Here is a 19,055-nt window from a genome sequence, read left to right on the forward strand (position 1 = left end):
CTCATCCTATTATTTGATTTAAAATTTTACTTGGTCTCATGACCTCATTTGCCCTCACTTCATCTGGCAAATAATATCCGCCAAATTCCACGCTTGCACCATCATTTTGTCTTATCTCTTTTAAAATTTTGCTCTCATTTTTTTCTAGCTCGTCTGCTAAATTTTCAAAAATTTTGCTTAAAATCCCGCCACTTTTTGCCATTTCTCTTGCCCAAAATAGTGCCAGATAAAAGTGCGACTCCCTGGTATCAAGAGTGGCATTTGGCGTTTTGTTTTCGTCCAAATAGCTAGCAACCGCTCTATTTAGCGCATCACTTAGCTCTTTTGCCTCTTTTTTTTGCTTAACAAACGCTAGATGTTCAAGCGAAGCACTAAGCGCTAAAAACTCGCCGAGACTATCCCAAAGTAGATGGTTCTTCTCTTTTAGCTCTTTTACAAGCGTTGGGGCCGTTCCGCCAGCACCTGTTTCAAACATCGCTCCACCAGCAAGTAGCGGCACAACTGAGAGCATTTTTGAGCTGCCGCCTAGCTCAAAGATCGGGAAAAGATCGGTTAAATAATCTCTTAAAACGTTACCAGTTACGCTTATAATGTTTTTGCCAGCTCTTATCAAGCTAAGCGTTTTTGTGGTTGCTTGCTCGTAGTTTAAAATTTCAAATTTTACGCCAGCGCTAGCAAATTTCTCTTTAAATCTTTCAAATTTAGCTATCAAATTTCTATCATGTGCACGGCTGTTATCTAGCCAAAAAATAAGCTCATCTTTTGAGATTTCGCCTCTTTTTAAAGCAAGCTCAAACCACGCATTTATCGCGTCTTCTTTAGCCTGAGTCATCCTAAAAATGTCGCCCTTTTTGACGCTAAATTTAAAAACGTTCTCGCCTGCCTCATCAAAAACTACAAATTCTCCGTCTTCTTTTGCGATAAAAGTCTTATCGTGGCTGCCGTACTCCTCAGCCTTTTTAGCCATTAGCCCCACATTTGCCACGCTACCGATCTTGCTCACATCAAGCGCGCCATGCTCCTTAAAGTCCGCTACGCAAGCCTCATAAACCCTAGCGTAGGTCCTATCTGGGATCATGCAAAGCGAGAAATTTAGCTCGCCGCTTCTATCTTTCACCTTACCAGAGTTTCTAATGAGTGCTGGCACAGAGGCGTCAATGATGACGTCATTTGGCACGTCAAAGTTGCTAGCATTTTCATTTAGTGCCCAAATTTTTGCCTTTTTGCTAAAAATTTCATCAAATTTAGCCAAAATTTCATCTTTATTTTTAAGAGTTGAAATTTTAGAAAACATATCTTTTAGTCCGTTTTTAGCCTCCACGCCGTGAGCTTTAAACTCTTCACCAAACAGCTCAAAAACCTCTTTAAAATAGCTTTTTATCGCATACGCAAAGATGACTGGATCGCTAACTTTCATCATCGTGCATTTTAGGTGTAGGCTCAAGGTCAAATTCTCTTTTTTTGCCTCTTCAAAACAGCTTTCATAAAATTTATCTAGCTCATCTACGCTTAAATATGTAGCGTCAACTATTTCGCCGCTTTGGATGGCAAGCTCTTTTAAAAGCTCTTTTTTGCCCTCTTTACTTATGAAATTTACATAAAATTTCTCATCTTTACTAGCGATAATAGAGCGCTCATTCTCATAAAAGTCGCCCTTTTGCATATAGCAAATTTTTGTCTTATTTGTCTTGTTCCAGTCACCATTGCTGTGAGGATGTTTTTTGGCAAATTCTTTAACCGGAGGCAAGACTCTTCTATCTGAGTTTCCTTGTCTAAGAACTGGATTAACCGCACTGCCAAGCACTTTTTGGTATTTTTTAGCGATCTCTTCGTCGTAGTCTGTGATGATCTCATCTGGATAAAAAGGCACGTTTATGCCTTTGCTTCTAAGCTCCTCTATCGCTGCTTTTAGCTGAACGAGCGTGGCTGAGATGTTTGGCAACTTTATAATATTTGCCTCTTTGTGACTGGTCAGCTCGCCTAAAAGCTCCAGCTCATCGGCCTTATTTAGTCCAAGCTCTTTGCTAAAAGCAGATAAAATTCTCCCAGCCAGGCTAATATCGGCCCTAGTTATGCTAATGTCAGCGCGTGATAAAAAGCTCTTTACGATAGGAAAGAGAGAGTAGCTTGCAAATAGCGGTGCTTCGTCAGTTTTGGTCCAGATAATGTCACTCATTTTAGCCCTTTTATTTTTTTAAAATTTATCACTTTCTTTATTAAATCTCGTTGTATTTTAGGCATTTGTCGCAAATTCTAGCTCTATTTTCCTATATTTTGGTTGTGCTCGCTTAAGGTTTTTGAAAAAATGTGTTTTTTCACCTTTTTGTCAAGCACAAAGTATAAATAATCGCTCTTTGCAGGATTTATCGCCGCTTTGATCGCGCTTATTGAGACCGAGCAGACTGGACTTGGCGGAATGCCGTCGTTTAGATATGTATTAAACTCGCTCATATCGCTTCTTATGCGCTCAGCCGTGATCACATCGTGTGAATAAATTCCATAGTTTAGTGTGCCATCCATTTGCAGCCTCATGCCTTTATTTAGGCGGTTATAAATGATTGAGGCGACAAGTGGCATCTCGGCATCATTCGCCGCTTCTTTTTGAATGATCGAAGCGATCGTTAAAATTTTAAACCATTTTTTCTCATTGTATTCGCCAAAAATTTTATTGCTGATTTCGCTTTGAGCCTTTCTTGATGAATTTACAAGATAAAAAGCAAGGTGCCTTTCGCTGATGCCTATTGGAATTTTATATGTATTTGGCATCAAAAAGCCATCACTCACTGGAGCAAGAGCGTTATATTCGCCATTTAGCTTAACTGGATCAAGTCCTAGCTGGGTGGCGATCTGGTTTAAAAAAACGATAGTCGTTTCGCCTGGTATTAGCGTTATCTCGGTTAAAGCCGCTTTTGATTTTGCAAGTTTTTTTAAAAAATCAACCCTTGAAATTTTATCTTGACCGATCTCTATCCAGCCAGATTGCGGAGAGCCGATAAAAAGTATGGCGTACTTGTCTATCACGCTTAAGTTAAAGTTGCGATTAGCTAAATAAGATATAATCTCGCCCACACTTCCCTTTGGTATAAAAACGACCTTGCTTGTGTTTATAGGGCGTGCCAAATAGACAAAAATACTTAGGAAAATGATGGCTACGATATCAAAAAAAATGTCTAAATATGGCTTTTTAATAAAATTTTTTATCATCTTGATTCTTTCATTTATCTTACTTTTAAAATACGGCATAAAAATTAACGATTTCGAGTTTTACGGCGTAAAATTGGAGCAATTATATATAAAATTAGATAAAAAAATAATTGCAAGAGCAAAGCAGATAAGGCTTCCAAATTTTAAGAAAGAGAGCAAGCAAAAAAGCAGCGACGAGCGCCTTTTAAACCTTAGTAAAAGCGTAGATTTTATAGATACGATTTTTCAAGAAATTTCACTTGAAAATGTGCAAGTAGGAGATGATTTTAAACTAAAAATTCTATTTTTAGATGATATATTTTTTGTTGATAGCCCTTATTTAAATGTGGATATTAAATTCCAAAACGAACAGCAAGACGGAATAGATCTTTTTAGTGTTAGAAATTTAAGCTTTAAGGATTTTAACGTCAGCATTAGCGGCGAAGGAAGTGCAGATTTTGATAAAAATGACTATAAATTTGAGGGAAATTTCACCTCTCATGAGCTGCATGGCAAGCTAAATTTTGCCCTAAAAGATACATTTTTAACTTACAAAGCTTATGATGTCGAGGCTGGAAGTATCAAAAACTTCATTGACGAGCTTGATAGACGCATAGAGCTAAATAGTGAAGTTAAAAACTGGATATATGGATACATCGTTGCTGATGATTACGAGCTTAAAGAGATAAATGGCAAGGCTGATCTAGCTAAAAATAACTTTTATCTAAATGATCTAAATGCCACCGCAAATACTAAAAATTTGCTCGTTAAATTTGAAAAAGGCTTGCCAGCCGTAAATGTAGGTGAGGCAAATATCACGCTTAAAAACTCAAAGCTTAAATTTGATCTTATTTCGCCTATTTACAAGGGCAAAAAGCTTGATGGCTCAAGCGTTGTGATAAATAATATCTTTGATGAAAAAAGCGCAAATTTAGAGCTTTTTATAAAGACAAAATCGATCTATGATGAAGCTATAAATGAGATATTAAAAGCCTATAAAATCATCGTGCCAGTAAGGCAGCTTAGCGGAAAAATGGATGCTAGCTTAAAAATTTTGATAAAGCTTGATGAGAAAAGCTTAGAAAATTTTGATGAAAAAAGCGTCATTGCAAATGGAGAATTTAAGCTAAGTGACGCGATTTTAGAGATTGCTGGAAGTAAATTTAATACCAAAAATGCTCTCGTAAAGCTTATAAATACGATAAATTTAAGCATCGATGCTACTGGCTTTGGGCTTGACTTTTTCAAGGCAAATGCCAAGGCTGATATAAATTTACAAAAAAGTACTGGCGAGATAAAAGGCGTGATAGAAAGCTTTGATCTAAAAGAAAAAAATGATGAAATTTTAGTCTTTAAAAATGAGCCATTTAACGCATTTTTGGACTTTAGCAAGGCTGATGAAACTTTGCTTAAGATAGAGCCATTTGGGCTTGATATGAGCTTTGGCAGTGAAAGTAAAATAGCAACAAAAAATAGTAAATTTTTCATAGAGAGCTCGCCTGTTTTGAAGGAAAATGGAGTGCATGGTTTTGATGAGCTTAGCATAAAAAGCAAGGATTTTACTGATCTTGAAATTTTTGCCAAAGAGGCAAACTTTGATTTGCCGTTTTTAGATAAAAATGGCTCAAAATATGAAAACGATGATCTTAAAATTTTAGTCTCAAAAGCTGGTGTGAAGGTAGATAGTGCAAGTAAAAAGCTAAGCCTAGACATAAAAGAAAAAGCCATAAACGTAAAAACTAAAGATCTAAATTTGCTAGTGCTTGACGATAACAAAACCAGCGAGCAAAGCACGCCGCTTGAGCTTTTAGCAAAAAATGGCGATATCATTTTAAGGGATCTAAACAAGACTTTGCCATTTGCTAGCTTTAGCGCCGAGAAAAAGGGCAAAAGCACCTCGCTAAACGGACTAGCAAAGCAAGGCAGAGTTGGATATTTTAGCGATGAGAAAAGCATAAATTTAGACGCAACTGATATAAGCGGCGAATTTATCAACGACCTTTTTGGCATCAAGAGCTTTGAGGGCGGTAAATTTCGCCTAAAAATGCTTGGAGAAAACTCTAAAAATTTCAAGGCTGAGGTGAGATTTTTTGGCACGTATCTAAAAGACTACATCTTTTATCAAAGGCTTTTAAGCTTTTTAAACTCGGTGCCGTCGCTTCTTAGCTTTAAAACGCCTGACTTTAACGACAAAGGTTTTACTGTTAAAAACGGCAAAATTTTACTTACTAGAAAAGGCGACGTGATCGAGTTTTTAGCGATTGAGATGATAGGCACGAGCGCAGATATCGGCGGACGTGGCACTATCGATCTAAAGAGCAAAAAGATAAACATCGACCTTGAGCTAAAGTTACTAAAAGACGCTAGCAGTATCATTGATAAAATTCCACTGGTAAATCAAATAATCCTTGGCAAGGACCGCTCGCTCTCAACAGTCATCGCCATACGAGGCACTACCGATAAGCCTGAGTACTCGACGCAGATCCTGCAAGACGCCCTGCTTTCACCACTAAAGATAATAAGAAACGTGATTCAGGCTCCGTTTTTGATATTTGAGTAGTTTAAATCTGCAACGCACGAAAATTATAGAAAAATTATTGACTACTTCTAAAGCCAAGAGTGGGCACTCATTTTTGATTATATATATTATCCTCGGCTCGCAAAGTGCGTAAAAAGGATATCAAAAGCTAAAGATCAAGGTTTTGATAGCTATTTTTTGATACTAGTGCTATTAAAATATTTTAATAAAAAACATAAAATTTTACATATAAAAATATGTAAAATTTACTTCATCTCAAGGCGCATCAGATACATATCCTCGCCGTCAGTTACCTTTAAATTTTGGCTTTTGCACTTTGGACAGGTGAAGTCATTTTCATTAAGCTCTCCGCCAAATCCGCAATCCAAACACTCTACAACAATGCCTTGTAAATTTATGACAAGCTCAGCGTTTTCACAGATCGTACCAGCCTTATAAACATCAAAAGCGCTCTGCAAATAGTGTGGCTCCACTCCACTTAAACGGCCGACCTTTATCTCGATCTTGCTTATCTCTTTGGCATTTTCTTTGGCGGCGTTTTTCTCGCAAAGGCTAACTAAATTTTGAACGATACTAAGCTCGTGCATTAGCAGATCCTTGGTAGTAGCTCGCCCTTTGGCGGCTCGAGAAATCTTCTTGATTTATAGGCGTTTTCGATGATGACGCGCTCGTTTTTAGCTTCCATTACCTCGCCTATTATCATCGCGTTTTTATCAAATTCTCGCAAAATCACAAGTGCGTCCTCGGCCTGGCTCTCATCAACTGCTATCACAAAAGTACCCTCATTTGCGAGCTCATAAGGCTCAAATCCAAATAGCTCACAAACACCCATCACTTCGTCTGCGACCTTGATATTTTCTTCAAAAACCAAGATGTCAAATTTACTAAATTTAGCCCACTCGTTTAGTACTGCACTTAGTCCGCCTCTTGTCGCATCACGCATGCACTGCGGCTTTATGCCAGCGCTAAATAGCTTTAAAGTAACCTCTTTTAAGCTCTTGCAGTCACTTTTTAGATCAAGTCCAAGCTCAAATTCTTCTCTTGCTGCTAGTACCACGCCGCCGTGTCTGCCAACATCTCCAGAGATTAAAATTTTAGCCCCAGCTTTTAAATTTTTAAGCTCCACGCCTTCGCAAACTATCTCGCCGATGCCTGCTGTGTTTATGAAAATTTTATCGCATTTTCCCTTTGGTACGACCTTTGTATCGCCACAAACTACGCTCACACCGCTATCTTTACAAGTTTTTGCAAGCGAGCCAAGCACACGCTCAAGCTCTTCTATACTAAGCCCTTCTTCGATGATGAGCGAGCAGCTTAGGTATTTTGCGCTTGCTCCAACCATCGCTAGGTCGTTTATTGTGCCGCAAGCCGCGATCTTGCCGATGTCGCCACCATTAAAAAAAATGGGAGTTACCACAAAGCTATCAGAGCTAAATGCGATCTTGCCGTTTAAATTTAATATCGCTGAGTCGTTGCTCTGCCTTAAAATTTCATTATCAAAAATTTTAAATATCGTCTCGTTAATAAGCGAGTTCATCTCCTCGCCGCCGCCGCCGTGACTTAGCATTATCTTTTTCATTAAATTCCTTAACCAACTCTTGCGTATTTAAAATATGCCGCACAAGCGCCCTCGCTTGAGACCATGCACGATCCTATCGGATTTTGCGGGTTGCAAACCTTGCCAAAGACTTTGCACTCTGTTGGCTTTGCTAGCCCTCTTAAAATTTGCCCACAAATGCAAGCCTTGCTCTCGCCAGCGCTCTCTATGCTGCAGTCAAACTGCACTCTGGCGTCAAGGTAGGCAAACTCATCTTTTAGTTTCATGCCGCTTTGCGCTATCTCGCCAAGACCTCTCCAGACAAAGTCGCAAGGCTCAAAATACTTAGCGATAAGCTCTTTTGCCTTGAGGTTACCCTCTTCTTTGACCGCCCTTGCGTACTCGTTATAGACTTCATAAGTGCCTGCGTTTTGCTGACGGACTAAATTTAGAACACTTGCCATGATATCAAGCGGCTCAAAACCACTAATGGCGATTGGTCTTTTAAACTCATTTGCTAGCTCTTTGTAAATTTTACTTCCAGTGATGACGCTTACGTGGCTTGGGCCTAAAAATGCGTCTATCCTCACGTTTTCATCGCTCATTATAGCTCTAACTGGAGCTGGGACTGTTACGTGATTTATGTGAAAATATAAATTTTTAATGCCCTCTTGCACCACTTTTTCAACTAAATTTGCGCTCATTGGCGTTGTAGTTTCAAATCCGATCGCAAAAAATATGACCTTTTTGTCTGGATTTTGCTTAGCTATATTTAGCGCATCAAGTGGCGTGTAAAGTGCTCTTATGTCGTGTCCCTCGCCGCGAAGCTTTTGCAAGCTTGTCTTTGAGCCAGGCACTCTTAGCATGTCAGCTAGCGTGCAAAAGATCACATTCTCCATGCTAGCTAGCTTACAGGCCTCGTCTATGCGGCTCTTTGGCATCACACAAACTGGACAGCCTGGGCCGTGGACGAAATTTATATGCTCTCCAACTAAGCTTGGCAGTGCAAATTTCATAATGCTATGCGTATGGCCGCCACAAATTTCCATGATACTTAGGGGCTTTGTGCTCTCTTTTTTTATGAGTTTTGAAAGGGCTAGGATTAAATTTTTATCGCGAAAGTCATTGATAAGATCCATCAAATTTTCCCCGCGTTCATATCATCAGCGATCTTTTGATAGACCTCTAAGCTCTCAAGCGCAAACTGCGTATCGATCTTTTGCATAGCGTATCCAACGTGGATTAGCACATATTCGCCAACTTTTACTTCTTCAGAGATGAGATCTAGGCTTACCTTTCTAGTAACGCCCAATGTCTCAACGGTGGCAACGTTATTTTCATCTATTTCTATTACTTTTGAAGGGATTGAGAGGCACATTATCTTAGCTCTTTTTTAAATTCCAAATAACTTATCCATTTATCAATGCCCTCACCTGTTTTGCTGTCTATCACAAAGATGTCAACCTTTGGATTTAGCTTTCTAGCGTCATTTTTCACTCGCTCGATGTCAAAGTCAAAGTGTGGTGCAAGCGAAGCTTTTGTGATGAGAAGCACATCAGCAGCCCTAAACATCACTGGATATTTGCTCACCTTATCATCGCCCTCTGGCACTGAAAGAAGCACAGCATTAAAATGTGAGCCAACGTCGTAGCTTGCAGGACAGACTAAATTTCCAACATTTTCTATAAAGACTAGATCAAGCTCGTTTAGTGGCAGGTGATGAAGCCCTTCATGCACCATAAATGCATCCAAGTGACAGGTCTGACCTGTACTTATCTGATGAGCTTTTGCGCCAGCTTTTACTATACGGTCGGCATCTTGATTGGTTTCAAGATCGCCCTCAACAACGCCTATTTTAAACTTACCAGCCTTTATCGTAGCCTCAAGAAGCGTGGTCTTACCAGCGCCTGGGCTACTCATCAAATTTACACAAAGTATCTTTTTCTCATCAAGATGAGCTCTATTGTGGGCGGCCTCTTTATCGTTTTCAGAGAGAATTTTCTCTATCACGTCTATGGTTTTGCTCTCGTTTAGCACAGGGTGTGCGTGAGCCTCATGGCTATGCTCATGTGCGTCATGAGCGTGATCTGTATGTCCATCATGAGTGTGTGGGTGCGAGTGAGTGGTGCCATTAGCGTGAGTGTGAACGTGGGCGTGATTACCCATTGAACAACCGCAATCTTTACACATTTTTTCATCCTTTTTTATTAATTTATGGAGATTTTAACTCTTAAATTTAAAAATAAAATTAAAATTTAGGAGTTTTTGCAAATAGATCAAAATTAATTAATTTATTTAAATTTTTATTTAAATTTAAAAATATAAATGAAATTTGCAAAAGAATTTTGACTAAATTTACTTTACTCTTTTTGCCTAATCTCATCCAACTTATCAAAATTTTCATCACCAAGTAGTTTTTTACTATTTTTTTGGGCATTCTTTTGGATTATTAGATCCTTTAGTCTAGCTTTGCCATTATCCATCACCATCAAAACAGCATACGCATCAACGTCTTCTTCTCTCATTTCATCTTCAGTATTAGCTGCACTATCAGGTGACATATAAAAGTGCTCTATGCCGTATTTTACGAGCGAGTAGCCGTCATATCTACCAGCTAAAAACACTCCATTTTCTGGCTTGCTTACACTAAATTTTTCAAAGCTGTAAGTACCATTAACATCTGGCTTTAAAACAGCATAAACTCTAGCCCCATCTCTTACTCTATCATCGTATTGGTCGATATAGCGGTCATCTTTATCATTTTCGTCAAAATTTCTTGAATGAAAATTTGAAAATTCATAGTTTAAATCAACATAGTTTCCGCGAAAAAGATCTCTTGGATCATAAAGATTTACCCTTACTCTTACCTCTTGTCCAAAATAAAGCGGCATAAGCGCGTAGCCAAGCATAATGCCAATAAGCGAAATTTGAAAAACTACAGCTACTATTAATACTTTTATCTTCATTTTTTACGTCCTTTTCTAGCGACAACTAGCACTATGAAAGCAAACACCATAAATAGCGCCGTAGCACCAATATAATCACCTATAAGTTGGAAATACCTCACGGCTGCAACCAAAAATATCATACAAAGACCAAGTTTTAACTCACCCTTTTTGATAAGAACCGCAGCTGTTATGATATTTGCGAGCGAAAAAAATATATTTGCGTAGCCAGGACCGTAGCTAAAGACAAATGGCAACGATACGAGCAGTGCCCCAAGCAGCAAGCCACTCTTGTTTTTTTCTTTAAAAAATAGTGCAAAATAAGCAACGCTAAATAAAATAAAGACAAAGCCAAAATTGCTTTTAAAAAACGACTTCACAAACCAAAGCTCTTCATCTCCAACCTCAAATAAATTTCTTTCTTCAAATAAAAATAGACAAAATAACAACACAAAAACGCCAAAATTTTTACCAAATTCTTTCGCAAATGCACCAAGCCCTACTCTAAATTTATCTAGTAGCGGCGAAATGCTAATAAGTAAAAGTGCATAAGATAGCGATACAATCGCAACCATCGGAAGTCCAAACAAAAATCCATAATCAAATATCGCTCTAAAACCACTAATGTAGCCGCAAAATGAAATGATGTATATAAAAATATCTATAAAAAGCACAAAAGCAAGCCATTTTGAGTCGTCTTTGTAAAGCGTATATGCGCCAAGCACTATAAAAATGATAAAGCCAAAGCCAAAGTCGCTCTGATAAGCTATCATAAAAAACCAAACTGTCGCAAAGATAAGGCTTTGGGCTACCAACACACCTTTTTTACTAGCAAAAGAAACCGCAAACGCTCCGATACTCCAAAGCAAGATACCGCCGCTTGGCTCATCACTAATGTTATAAATTTGAGCAATAAGCGCAATCGCCGCACCAAAGCAGAAATTTCCAAGAAAAAACATCGCCGTTGATAGATTTTCCTTTCCCTTTGCGAGATAGTAAATTCCACCAAAATTTACAAGCCCAAGCACAAACAATACAAGTGCTAAACGTCCTAGTCTTGGTATCTCTTCCCAATTTGCACCAACGAGCGTAAAAAAGGCTAGCGCAAAAAAGAGATATGCTACGAGTTTTAAGACAAAACTTATCTTGTCACTATGGGCATCAGGGTCGATGTCATATAAATTTGCTATTTTTATAGCAGTCTCTTTATCGACTATGCCGTCACTTTGCCACCGATCCAGCTCTTTTGTTAGAAAAATTCTATTTAAAAAGTTCATTATTCACACTCTCTTTTATAAGATATACAAAACACTAAATTTCCAGCAAGTGTCTTAAATGTCGTATTTATGTCCATTGACACTGCCTTAGTCTTTCAACAAAAAATATAATTGTGATTTAAAATATAAAAAAATACAGAAGCTAAAATGCCACCGATGATAAAAATTTTTAGCAAGGTAGCTTGGGCCAGACTCCTAAGCTTTGCTTTAAAAATTTCTCGCTTAAGCCTAAACCCAAGTAAAAAGAAAAAAACGGCAATCAAACTATCATTTACCAAAAGGATAAGGGGCTTTTGTATCGGCGATCTGCCAAAATTTAGCCTTGTATCGATTTGTAAAAATGAGTTATAAAAACTGCTTAAAAAAACATTTTCAAAGATAAAAGCCACTAAAGCAGCAGCGATAGGAAAGATACCACCGCTAGCTTCACCTATAAAAAAATCCCAAAAATTCCTAAAACACATAAAGACCCTTAAAAAACTAAAACCTAGGAATAGCTGCCCTTGTGAGTTTAGAAAATTTTACACCCTTTAAGCCGGCGATCCTTTCAGCAAAGCGTTCAATTTTGCCAGCCTCGCCTCTTATTGAAATCGTTTCTAAGCAGTTATGGTGATCGACATGAACATGGTTTGTGCAGATGATTTTCACATCAGAGCTATGCTCTATATCCATCTTTTTATTCACCAAATCGTTGTGATGATGCATATAAATGAGCGTCAAAACCCCGATCAACTCCTCACTAGCGTCCTTCCAGCTATCACTTACGATCTTTTCGCGTATCAAATCCCTCGTAAATTCGCTCCTAGAAGCGTAGCCTTGTTCGCTAACCTTTTTATCTAGTTCGTCTAGTAACTGACTAGGTAAAGAAACACTAAAACGTATAACACTATCCATTTTCTGCTCCTTTCTTGTTTGATTACCGTTTATAATCATTATACATCACTTATTAGAAAATGTGGATAAATAATAATAAATTTGCCCTAAATTTACGTTAGAATCGTTGCTACAGAATTTTTTATTGATATAAAATTTTAAATTTACTTTAGTAAATTTTTTGTAAATAAGTTCGAGTAAAGTCTTATTTTGAAAAACTCCGCCGCTTAGTAAAATTTCCATTTTTTCTTTTTTTGAAATTTCAAAAATAATATCAGCCAAGCCATTTATAAATGCCGTTGCAGCCACTCTTGGCTCATCTTTTAAAGCACTTTTAAAAGCTTCTTTAAAGCCGATCACTCCATCATCTAGGCTAAATTTATAACACACATCTAAATTTTTATCATAAAGTGCTTCAAGTCTCATACCACTCTCGCCCTCAAAACTCGAGTGGAAAAGCCCACAAATAATCGCCCCAAATGCGTCAAATATCCTACCAACTGAGCTAGTCTTTACTAAGTTTAATCCTTTTTGCTCCATTTTTTTAAAATTTGCAAGCATTTTTTCATCAAAATTTACTAGAAATTTACGTCCCTCGTCCTCAAGAGAGTATTTTAAAATAATAGAATATGCGATTAGATAAATATTTTTGATGCTGTTTTCGCCCCCAAATAGGCTAAATTCATCAAAGTGATAAACTCGCTCGTAACTCTTTTTATCTAGCCTAAAGACCTCGCCACCCCAAATTTTGCCATCTTCCCCGTATCCAGTGCCGTCAAAACAAAATCCAAGATACTCTTTGTCTACTAGTTCATTTTCAAATATCACGCTTAGCAAATGTGCGTAGTGATGCTGCAAATGAACTAGCTCAAAGCCCTGATCCTTTGCCCATTTTGTATTTAAAAAATTTGGATGCAGATCGGCTATAACTTTGTCTATTTTTAGATCATAAGTCGTTTCAAAAAGGGTAAAAATATCCTTAAATCTATCAAAAGTCGCTACGTTTTTTAGATCGCCGATATACGGGCTAATCATCAAAAGTCCGTCTTTGTATATACAAAATGAGCTTTTTAGCTCGGCTCCAAGGGCTAAAAATGTCCCTTTTTGCTTAAAATTTGTATGGATGAAATTTGGATTTAGCCCACGGCTCGTTCTTGTAAAAATCGGCTCATCACCAACGCAAAATGCGATACTATCGTCACTCGGTGAGTAAATTTCTCGGTCGTGATCAAGGTAAAAGTCTATGACATCACCTAGTTTTTCTCTTAGCTCGCTCTCATCTTTTATCACGACTTCACCTGAGATGTTTGCGCTAGTTGCGATGATGTCGTGCTCTAAATAATCAAAAAGCAAAAGATGTATGCCACTAAATGCGAGCATGACGCCAAGCTTATTTAAATTTGGTGCGACACTTTTTGCGATATTTGAGCCGTTTTTTGCTTCAAGTAAGACGATCGGCTTTAAATTTGAGCTAAGAAGCTTTGCCTCCGCCTCTGAAATTTGCGCTATTTTTCTAGCATTCTCTAAATTTTTACTCATCAGAGCAAAGGGCTTGCTTGAGCGGTGTTTTCTAGCTCTTAGCTCGCTAACTGTGCCTTCATTTGTCGCGTCACAAACCAGATGAAAGCCACCAAGCCCTTTAATGGCTAAAATTTTGCCCTCGTTTATGAGCTTAGCTGCCTCTTTGGCTGCTTCATTTTTGCTAGCCAAGACTTTGCCAAATTTATCTTTTAGATAGAGTTTTGGTCCGCAGTTTGGGCAAGATATCGGCTCTGCGTGATAGCGGCGATTAAGCGGATCTTTGTACTCGCTCTCGCAAAATTTGCACATTTTAAACTCGTTCATCGTCGTATTTATCCTGTCGTAGGGCAATGCTTTGATGATGGAAAATCTCGGTCCGCAGTTGGTGCAGTTTATAAATGGGTATTTGTAGCGTGGATTTGTGGGGTCATAAAACTCGCGTAAGCAGTCATCGCAAAGCGCGTAATCAGGCAAAATTGGCGCTTGCTTGGTCGCTGACTTTGAAGCGATGATCTCAAGCTTTTCATAAATTTTATCTATCTTAAATTTCTTTAGTTCATCAATCCTAGCAAGGGCTGGCAGCTTCTCATAAAGCTCTTTTTCAAAAGCCAAAAAGCTGGCCTCTTCGCCACTAAAATTTAGCTTCACGCCCTCGTCATCGTTGTAAATTTCACCAACAAGCTTAAAATTATGCGCCAAAGTATAGACAAAAGGTCTAAAGCCCACACCTTGGACTAAGCCTTTGATCTCATATCTAAAGCTTGATCTCAACGCCAAATCCGGGGTCAAAATTTGTTTTTATATTTGGGTTTAGGTGCTTTTTTATCAAGTTGCTAACTACCTTATTATAAAATAAATCCCCGCCTAAAGTAACATTTTTGATGTTAAATTTATCTCGTTTTTCATAGCTAAAATCGCTCAAAAAATGCGCCAAAGACTCGGTGCAACCAAAGCTGATATTCTTCTCTCCAGCGCCAGCAAGGACAAACGAAATGATACTTTTTACAAACTTAACCCCGTCTAAACCAAAGTCATCTTTCATCTTATAATCGATCCTAACTCCCTTTTGACCGCTAAAATCAGCTGCCATAAGGAGCAAATTCTCCCCTGCTTTTTTAAACTCATCACTTAAGCCAAGTATGCGCCCAGCTATGCAAAATAGCGAGAAAAAGCTAGCATTTGAGCTAAATTTACCACTTGGCAGGGCATGCTCTTTACTGAAATTTTCAAGTAGCCTTTCGCCGCCTTCCTGGGCTCTTATAAGCTCATAAATTTCTTCAAAGCTACTAAATTTTGGCAAAAATAGAAGCTGCGTTTTGCTTGATTTTGAAAGCAGGCAAATTTCGTCATCACTAAATTTGCTAAATTTTAGCCCCAAAGCTATATCGCTAAAATTACTAAGCCCAAATTCCTCGTTTTTTGCATAGAAAAATGGGCTTAAAACTGCGCTACTTTCAAGCAAAGTAAGCCTTGAAAGAGCATTTTTTTGCTCCTTTACTTTAATGCTTAAAAAGCTAAAATTTTCTTTATTTAGCTGCTCGCAAAGGGCGTAAAGAAAAAGGTCATTTGGCGCCATCACGTCAAAAAATAGCGGTGCGCCCTCGTGGTTTTGCCTGTAAATGGCTGTCGTTTTTAGTGCCAAAAGTGGCTTTTCAAAGCTAGCAAGCGCAATCTGTGCCCTATCATCGGCGATGAAAATTTTTGGTAGCTCTTTTAAATTTACAGGCATCAAGAAATTTGCATCAAAATTTACGCCAAGAGAAATTTCATATAAATTTTCATCTTGCTCTATGCAAACACTTTTGCCGTTTTTTAATAAATTTAGGCAGGTTTTTAGCTTTTCATTAAAATTACCAAGCGTTATCTCGCCATCAAATTTACTCAAAGAGAGCACGCCGCTTTCATTTAAAATAGCCTTGCCGTTAGCCAAAAATGCCGCCGCTTGAGATGGGCTAAGCGTGCCAAATTTTATCTCTTTTAGCTCATTTGCTTCATCAAGCTCATCTGCCACATCAACCTCGCTATGCTTTATAAAAAGGCTATAAGGCAAAATGGCGCTAGCTCTGTCTGCTAGGGCGCTAAGCTCATTGGCAAAGCCACTTACTTTTAGGCAAATTTGATCATTTTTACAGCTTATAGAGTGCTTAAGCTCCCCAGCTAATGAGCGTAAAAATGGTGCCAAAAAGGCTGGGTATTTAAAGCAGTAAAATTTAAAAGCAAGTATCATTTTAAACCTTTTTTGGCGTAGTCATCGAGGGTGTCGTTTAGGGTGAAATTTGCTACCTTCTCGCACTTAAAATCAAGCTCTTTTAAGTGATCAAGCAGCGTTTTTTCTAGGATATTAGAAGCTTTTATCACTTCATCTGAGAGGCTAAAATTTGATGATTCTATGCGGCTAGGCACGATGCCTAAGATTTTGGTTGTCGGCCTATCGCCTGCAAGCTCCATTAGATGAAGGGTTTGAAGCATCTCGATCTCGTGAGCCGAGCCGTCCCAGCTGATAAAATTTGGCACATTTAGAAAATCAAAAAAATAGACATCGCCCACGCTTGCGCCATTTGCGCTAATGCAATCAACGACGATAAGATAGTCAAATTCGCTTATTATGTGAGTTAGAGCGAGGGCTAAAGTGCCCCCGTCCATTAGAGTAAGCTCGTTTTTAGAGCTTGTAAATTTATAGTTTTTAGCCATCAAATTTACAAAATGAACACCTATGCCCTCATCGGCAAACATCACGTTGCCGATACCAAGAACCAGCACTCTCATCAGTGTTCTTTTACAAATTTATAGCCACTAACGATAGCGTCCATCGCTCCATTTTTGCCTTTAACAGCGTTAAATACCGCCATATAAACATGAATCGGCACAAATATCATAATGACCCACATACAAATTCTATGTATCGTTCTGACATTTGCTAGTCCGCCCATAAGCTCTTCAAAAAATCTCGCTGGCTCATAAAGTGCTCCGCCAAGTCCCTCATGATAAACATGAACGTAAAGCACAAGACCACTTAGGCAAATAAGAGTCAAAATAAGATAAAAGAAAAAGTATGAGGCAAACTGCAAAGGATTATAAACGCCCCTTAAATGCGGATGTGGCCCCATAAAAAGATAGTATTTGATCTGTGCGATCCAAATTTTTGGATTTAGAAAATCAACCACACTCATCCACTCTTTTTTACTATGTTTATCAAAGACAAATAGATAAAATTTAAAGATAAACGCCGCTATTAGCACAAAGCCAGCGATCTGGTGAGCCATACGCCACTTTGCTTGCATAAAATTTGTAGGCTCGCTCGTGATCTCTGGACTCACAAAAACGTACGAGATATAGTAGCCACTCACAACTAAAAGTGTGATCGCTGCAAATCTAATCCAGTGTGTCAGCCTAACGCCGATGGAGAATTCGTATTCGCTGATCCTGTCAGCATTTTTATGTGACATCTTTTCTCCTTACAAATTTGGATTTATCTTATAAGTACTCAAATCATTTCCCTTCGTATCCATAACATGCACAGCACACGCGATGCAAGGATCGTAAGAGTGAATTTTTCGTATTATCTCAAGTGGTTTTGAAAGATCAGCGATCTTTAAACCAACTAAGCACGCTTCGTAGCTGCCCATTTGATTTTGTGCGTCTTTTGGAGAGGCGTTCCATGTGCTTGGCACGACTGCTTGCCAGTTTGTGATAACACCATCTTTTATGCGGCACCAGTGGCTAAGCGCACCTCTTGGAGCATTGCCTTGGAAATTTCCTTTGTACTCTTTTTTGTTATCGATTACATATTTTGCGCAGGTCTCTTGATCTGATTTTAAATTTTCTACTAAGGCATTAAATGCGTCCATTGTATGCTCTGCGACTACTTTTGCCTCAAGCATACGAGTAGCGGTTCTGCCTAGAGTTGAGAAAACTGCGCTTAATGGCAAGCCACTCTTTGCTAAAAACTCATCAACTACCTTTTTAACTCTTTCATTGCCTCTAGCGTAGTTTATAACGATACTTGCTATTGGTCCTACTTGCATAGACATGCCATCATATCTTGGCGCTTTGATCCAGCTATATTTGCCTTTTGTATCAAAAAGCTTACTGTGAGCTAATTTACCCTCGGCGTCTATGCTCTCGCCGTCAATAAGGCCTGTGTAGTTTGCCTCAGTCTCGCCGTCATATGGGTGAAGTGCTTTGTCGTTTTTATACCAAGACCTAGTAGCTTCTTCGGTGATTTTATTTTCATCGATATCATAAACCTTGTTAAGATCGCCATTTAAAATATAGCCACCTTTAAATAGATGGTCATTTTTGCCGATCAAAAACTCATCGTAGCAGAGTAAATTTGCCACACCAACGTCGTTTAGAACGCTTGGCTCATTACCATAAGCTTTAGCCGCCATCAAGATATCTGGATAGTAAGCTCTATCAACAAATTCTTTGATCTCGGCAAATTTACTCATATATTCGCCCATTCTAGCTGGATCCATAAGGTCCATCACACAGGTCACACCGCCAACTGTTAGGCTTTGTGGATGTGGGTTTTTTGCGCCAAAGATTGCCATCATCTGAGCTGCTGTTCTTTGAATCCTTAAGCACTCTAAGTAGTGAGAGAGGACGATTAAATTTTGCTCTGGAGTAAATTTATATGTACTATGTCCCCAGTATGCGTTGGCAAATGGTCCAAGATTGCCCTTTTTAACAAAGGCTTCAACTCTCTCTTTTACCTCTTTTAGCTTATCAGCTCCCGTGGCAAATGGCAAACCAGTGTATTTAAACGCCTCTTCGCTAGCTTTATGCACATCTGCGCTTAGTGCAGAGACCACGTCTGCCCAGTCCATGCCATGAAGCTGATAAAAATGTACGATGTGATCGTGAAGATATAAAGCTGCGTTCATAAGCGTTCTAGTTAGCTCTGCATTTAACGGAGGCTTGATACCAAGAGCATTTTCAACTGCGATGATGCCTGCTCGGTAGTGTGAGTATGTACAAACACCACAAATTCTTTGCATGAAAAAGCCAGCATCTCTTGGATCTCTACCTTTTACGATCTGCTCTAAACCACGCCAAAGAGTTGAGCCAGAATACGCCTCTTTTACAACATTATTTTCATCTACAACAACTTCTATTCTTAAGTGTCCCTCGATACGTGTTATAGGGTCTATTACTATTCTTTTTTCACTCATTTTTTC

Annotated in this window: 17 protein-coding genes; 1 reads left to right on the plus strand and 16 read right to left on the minus strand. The window is 38.6% G+C overall.

Translation table 11 applies throughout. The annotated features are described in order from the left end of the window. Nucleotide 1 precedes the first annotated feature (1 nt). Nucleotides 2–2,176, minus strand: a complete 2,175-nt coding sequence (locus CVT17_RS05000; protein WP_107858741.1) for an NADP-dependent isocitrate dehydrogenase — start codon at nt 2,174–2,176, stop codon at nt 2–4. Between the two features lie 83 nt (nt 2,177–2,259). After that, nucleotides 2,260–3,204: an endolytic transglycosylase MltG gene (gene mltG / locus CVT17_RS05005; protein WP_107858740.1), complete on the minus strand. Its 945-nt coding sequence runs from the start codon at nt 3,202–3,204 to the stop codon at nt 2,260–2,262. Between the two features lie 73 nt (nt 3,205–3,277). On the opposite strand from mltG, the gene CVT17_RS05010 reads away from it, so the two are divergent. After that, the gene (locus CVT17_RS05010; protein WP_107858781.1) at nt 3,278–5,743 is read left to right on the plus strand and encodes an AsmA-like C-terminal domain-containing protein; all 2,466 of its coding nucleotides are present in this window, start codon (nt 3,278–3,280) and stop codon (nt 5,741–5,743) included. Between the two features lie 224 nt (nt 5,744–5,967). Here CVT17_RS05010 and hypA read toward each other — a convergent pair whose 3' ends face one another. The 14 genes from hypA to CVT17_RS05080 all read right to left on the minus strand — a co-directional run bounded on the left by hypA (nt 5,968) and on the right by CVT17_RS05080 (nt 19,049). After that, nucleotides 5,968–6,309, minus strand: a complete 342-nt coding sequence (hypA, locus tag CVT17_RS05015; RefSeq protein WP_103593337.1) for a hydrogenase maturation nickel metallochaperone HypA — start codon at nt 6,307–6,309, stop codon at nt 5,968–5,970. After that, nucleotides 6,309–7,301 (minus strand): hydrogenase expression/formation protein HypE, encoded by a 993-nt coding sequence (gene hypE, locus CVT17_RS05020; RefSeq protein WP_107770329.1) that lies wholly within the window; start codon nt 7,299–7,301, stop codon nt 6,309–6,311. Before hypE ends, hypA begins: the two co-directional genes overlap by 1 nt. A gap of 8 nt (nt 7,302–7,309) precedes the next feature. After that, nucleotides 7,310–8,398, minus strand: coding sequence for a hydrogenase formation protein HypD (gene hypD / locus CVT17_RS05025; protein WP_107770328.1), 1,089 nt, complete (start codon nt 8,396–8,398; stop codon nt 7,310–7,312). Beyond that, nucleotides 8,398–8,637 carry a HypC/HybG/HupF family hydrogenase formation chaperone gene (locus CVT17_RS05030; RefSeq protein WP_054196671.1) on the minus strand — a complete coding sequence of 80 codons (240 nt, stop codon included), beginning with the start codon at nt 8,635–8,637 and terminating at the stop codon, nt 8,398–8,400. Before CVT17_RS05030 ends, hypD begins: the two co-directional genes overlap by 1 nt. Continuing rightward, the gene (gene hypB / locus CVT17_RS05035) at nt 8,637–9,449 is read right to left on the minus strand and encodes a hydrogenase nickel incorporation protein HypB (RefSeq protein ID WP_107770327.1); all 813 of its coding nucleotides are present in this window, start codon (nt 9,447–9,449) and stop codon (nt 8,637–8,639) included. Before hypB ends, CVT17_RS05030 begins: the two co-directional genes overlap by 1 nt. 170 nt (nt 9,450–9,619) lie before the next feature. Further along, a complete protein-coding gene (locus CVT17_RS05040; RefSeq protein ID WP_107770326.1) occupies nt 9,620–10,225 on the minus strand; it encodes a GDYXXLXY domain-containing protein in 606 nt (201 codons plus the stop codon). Next, on the minus strand, nt 10,222–11,481 hold the full coding sequence (locus tag CVT17_RS05045) for a DUF2157 domain-containing protein (protein WP_107770325.1): 1,260 nt from the start codon (nt 11,479–11,481) through the stop codon (nt 10,222–10,224). Before CVT17_RS05045 ends, CVT17_RS05040 begins: the two co-directional genes overlap by 4 nt. Nucleotides 11,482–11,576: 95 nt before the next feature. Then, nucleotides 11,577–11,945 (minus strand): Na+/H+ antiporter NhaA, encoded by a 369-nt coding sequence (locus tag CVT17_RS05050; protein WP_087577088.1) that lies wholly within the window; start codon nt 11,943–11,945, stop codon nt 11,577–11,579. A 16-nt stretch (nt 11,946–11,961) separates the two neighbouring features. Then, nucleotides 11,962–12,375 (minus strand): nickel-responsive transcriptional regulator NikR, encoded by a 414-nt coding sequence (gene nikR, locus CVT17_RS05055; protein WP_021091291.1) that lies wholly within the window; start codon nt 12,373–12,375, stop codon nt 11,962–11,964. Nucleotides 12,376–12,420: 45 nt separating this feature from the next. Next, nucleotides 12,421–14,646 carry a carbamoyltransferase HypF gene (hypF, locus tag CVT17_RS05060; protein ID WP_107770324.1) on the minus strand — a complete coding sequence of 742 codons (2,226 nt, stop codon included), beginning with the start codon at nt 14,644–14,646 and terminating at the stop codon, nt 12,421–12,423. Then, complete coding sequence (locus tag CVT17_RS05065; protein ID WP_107770323.1) at nt 14,630–16,102, minus strand: hypothetical protein; 1,473 nt, start codon at nt 16,100–16,102, stop codon at nt 14,630–14,632. Before CVT17_RS05065 ends, hypF begins: the two co-directional genes overlap by 17 nt. Next, on the minus strand, nt 16,099–16,641 hold the full coding sequence (locus tag CVT17_RS05070) for a HyaD/HybD family hydrogenase maturation endopeptidase (RefSeq protein WP_012001820.1): 543 nt from the start codon (nt 16,639–16,641) through the stop codon (nt 16,099–16,101). The genes CVT17_RS05065 and CVT17_RS05070 overlap by 4 nt, the downstream gene beginning before the upstream one ends. After that, nucleotides 16,641–17,321 carry a Ni/Fe-hydrogenase, b-type cytochrome subunit gene (gene cybH, locus CVT17_RS05075; RefSeq protein ID WP_021091370.1) on the minus strand — a complete coding sequence of 227 codons (681 nt, stop codon included), beginning with the start codon at nt 17,319–17,321 and terminating at the stop codon, nt 16,641–16,643. Before cybH ends, CVT17_RS05070 begins: the two co-directional genes overlap by 1 nt. A gap of 9 nt (nt 17,322–17,330) precedes the next feature. Next, the gene (locus CVT17_RS05080) at nt 17,331–19,049 is read right to left on the minus strand and encodes a nickel-dependent hydrogenase large subunit (RefSeq protein ID WP_107858739.1); all 1,719 of its coding nucleotides are present in this window, start codon (nt 19,047–19,049) and stop codon (nt 17,331–17,333) included. Between the last annotated feature and the right edge of the window lie 6 nt (nt 19,050–19,055).

Origin of the sequence: Campylobacter concisus (assembly GCF_003048775.2) — a bacterium.
Classification (GTDB): Bacteria; Campylobacterota; Campylobacteria; order Campylobacterales; family Campylobacteraceae; genus Campylobacter_A; species Campylobacter_A concisus_I.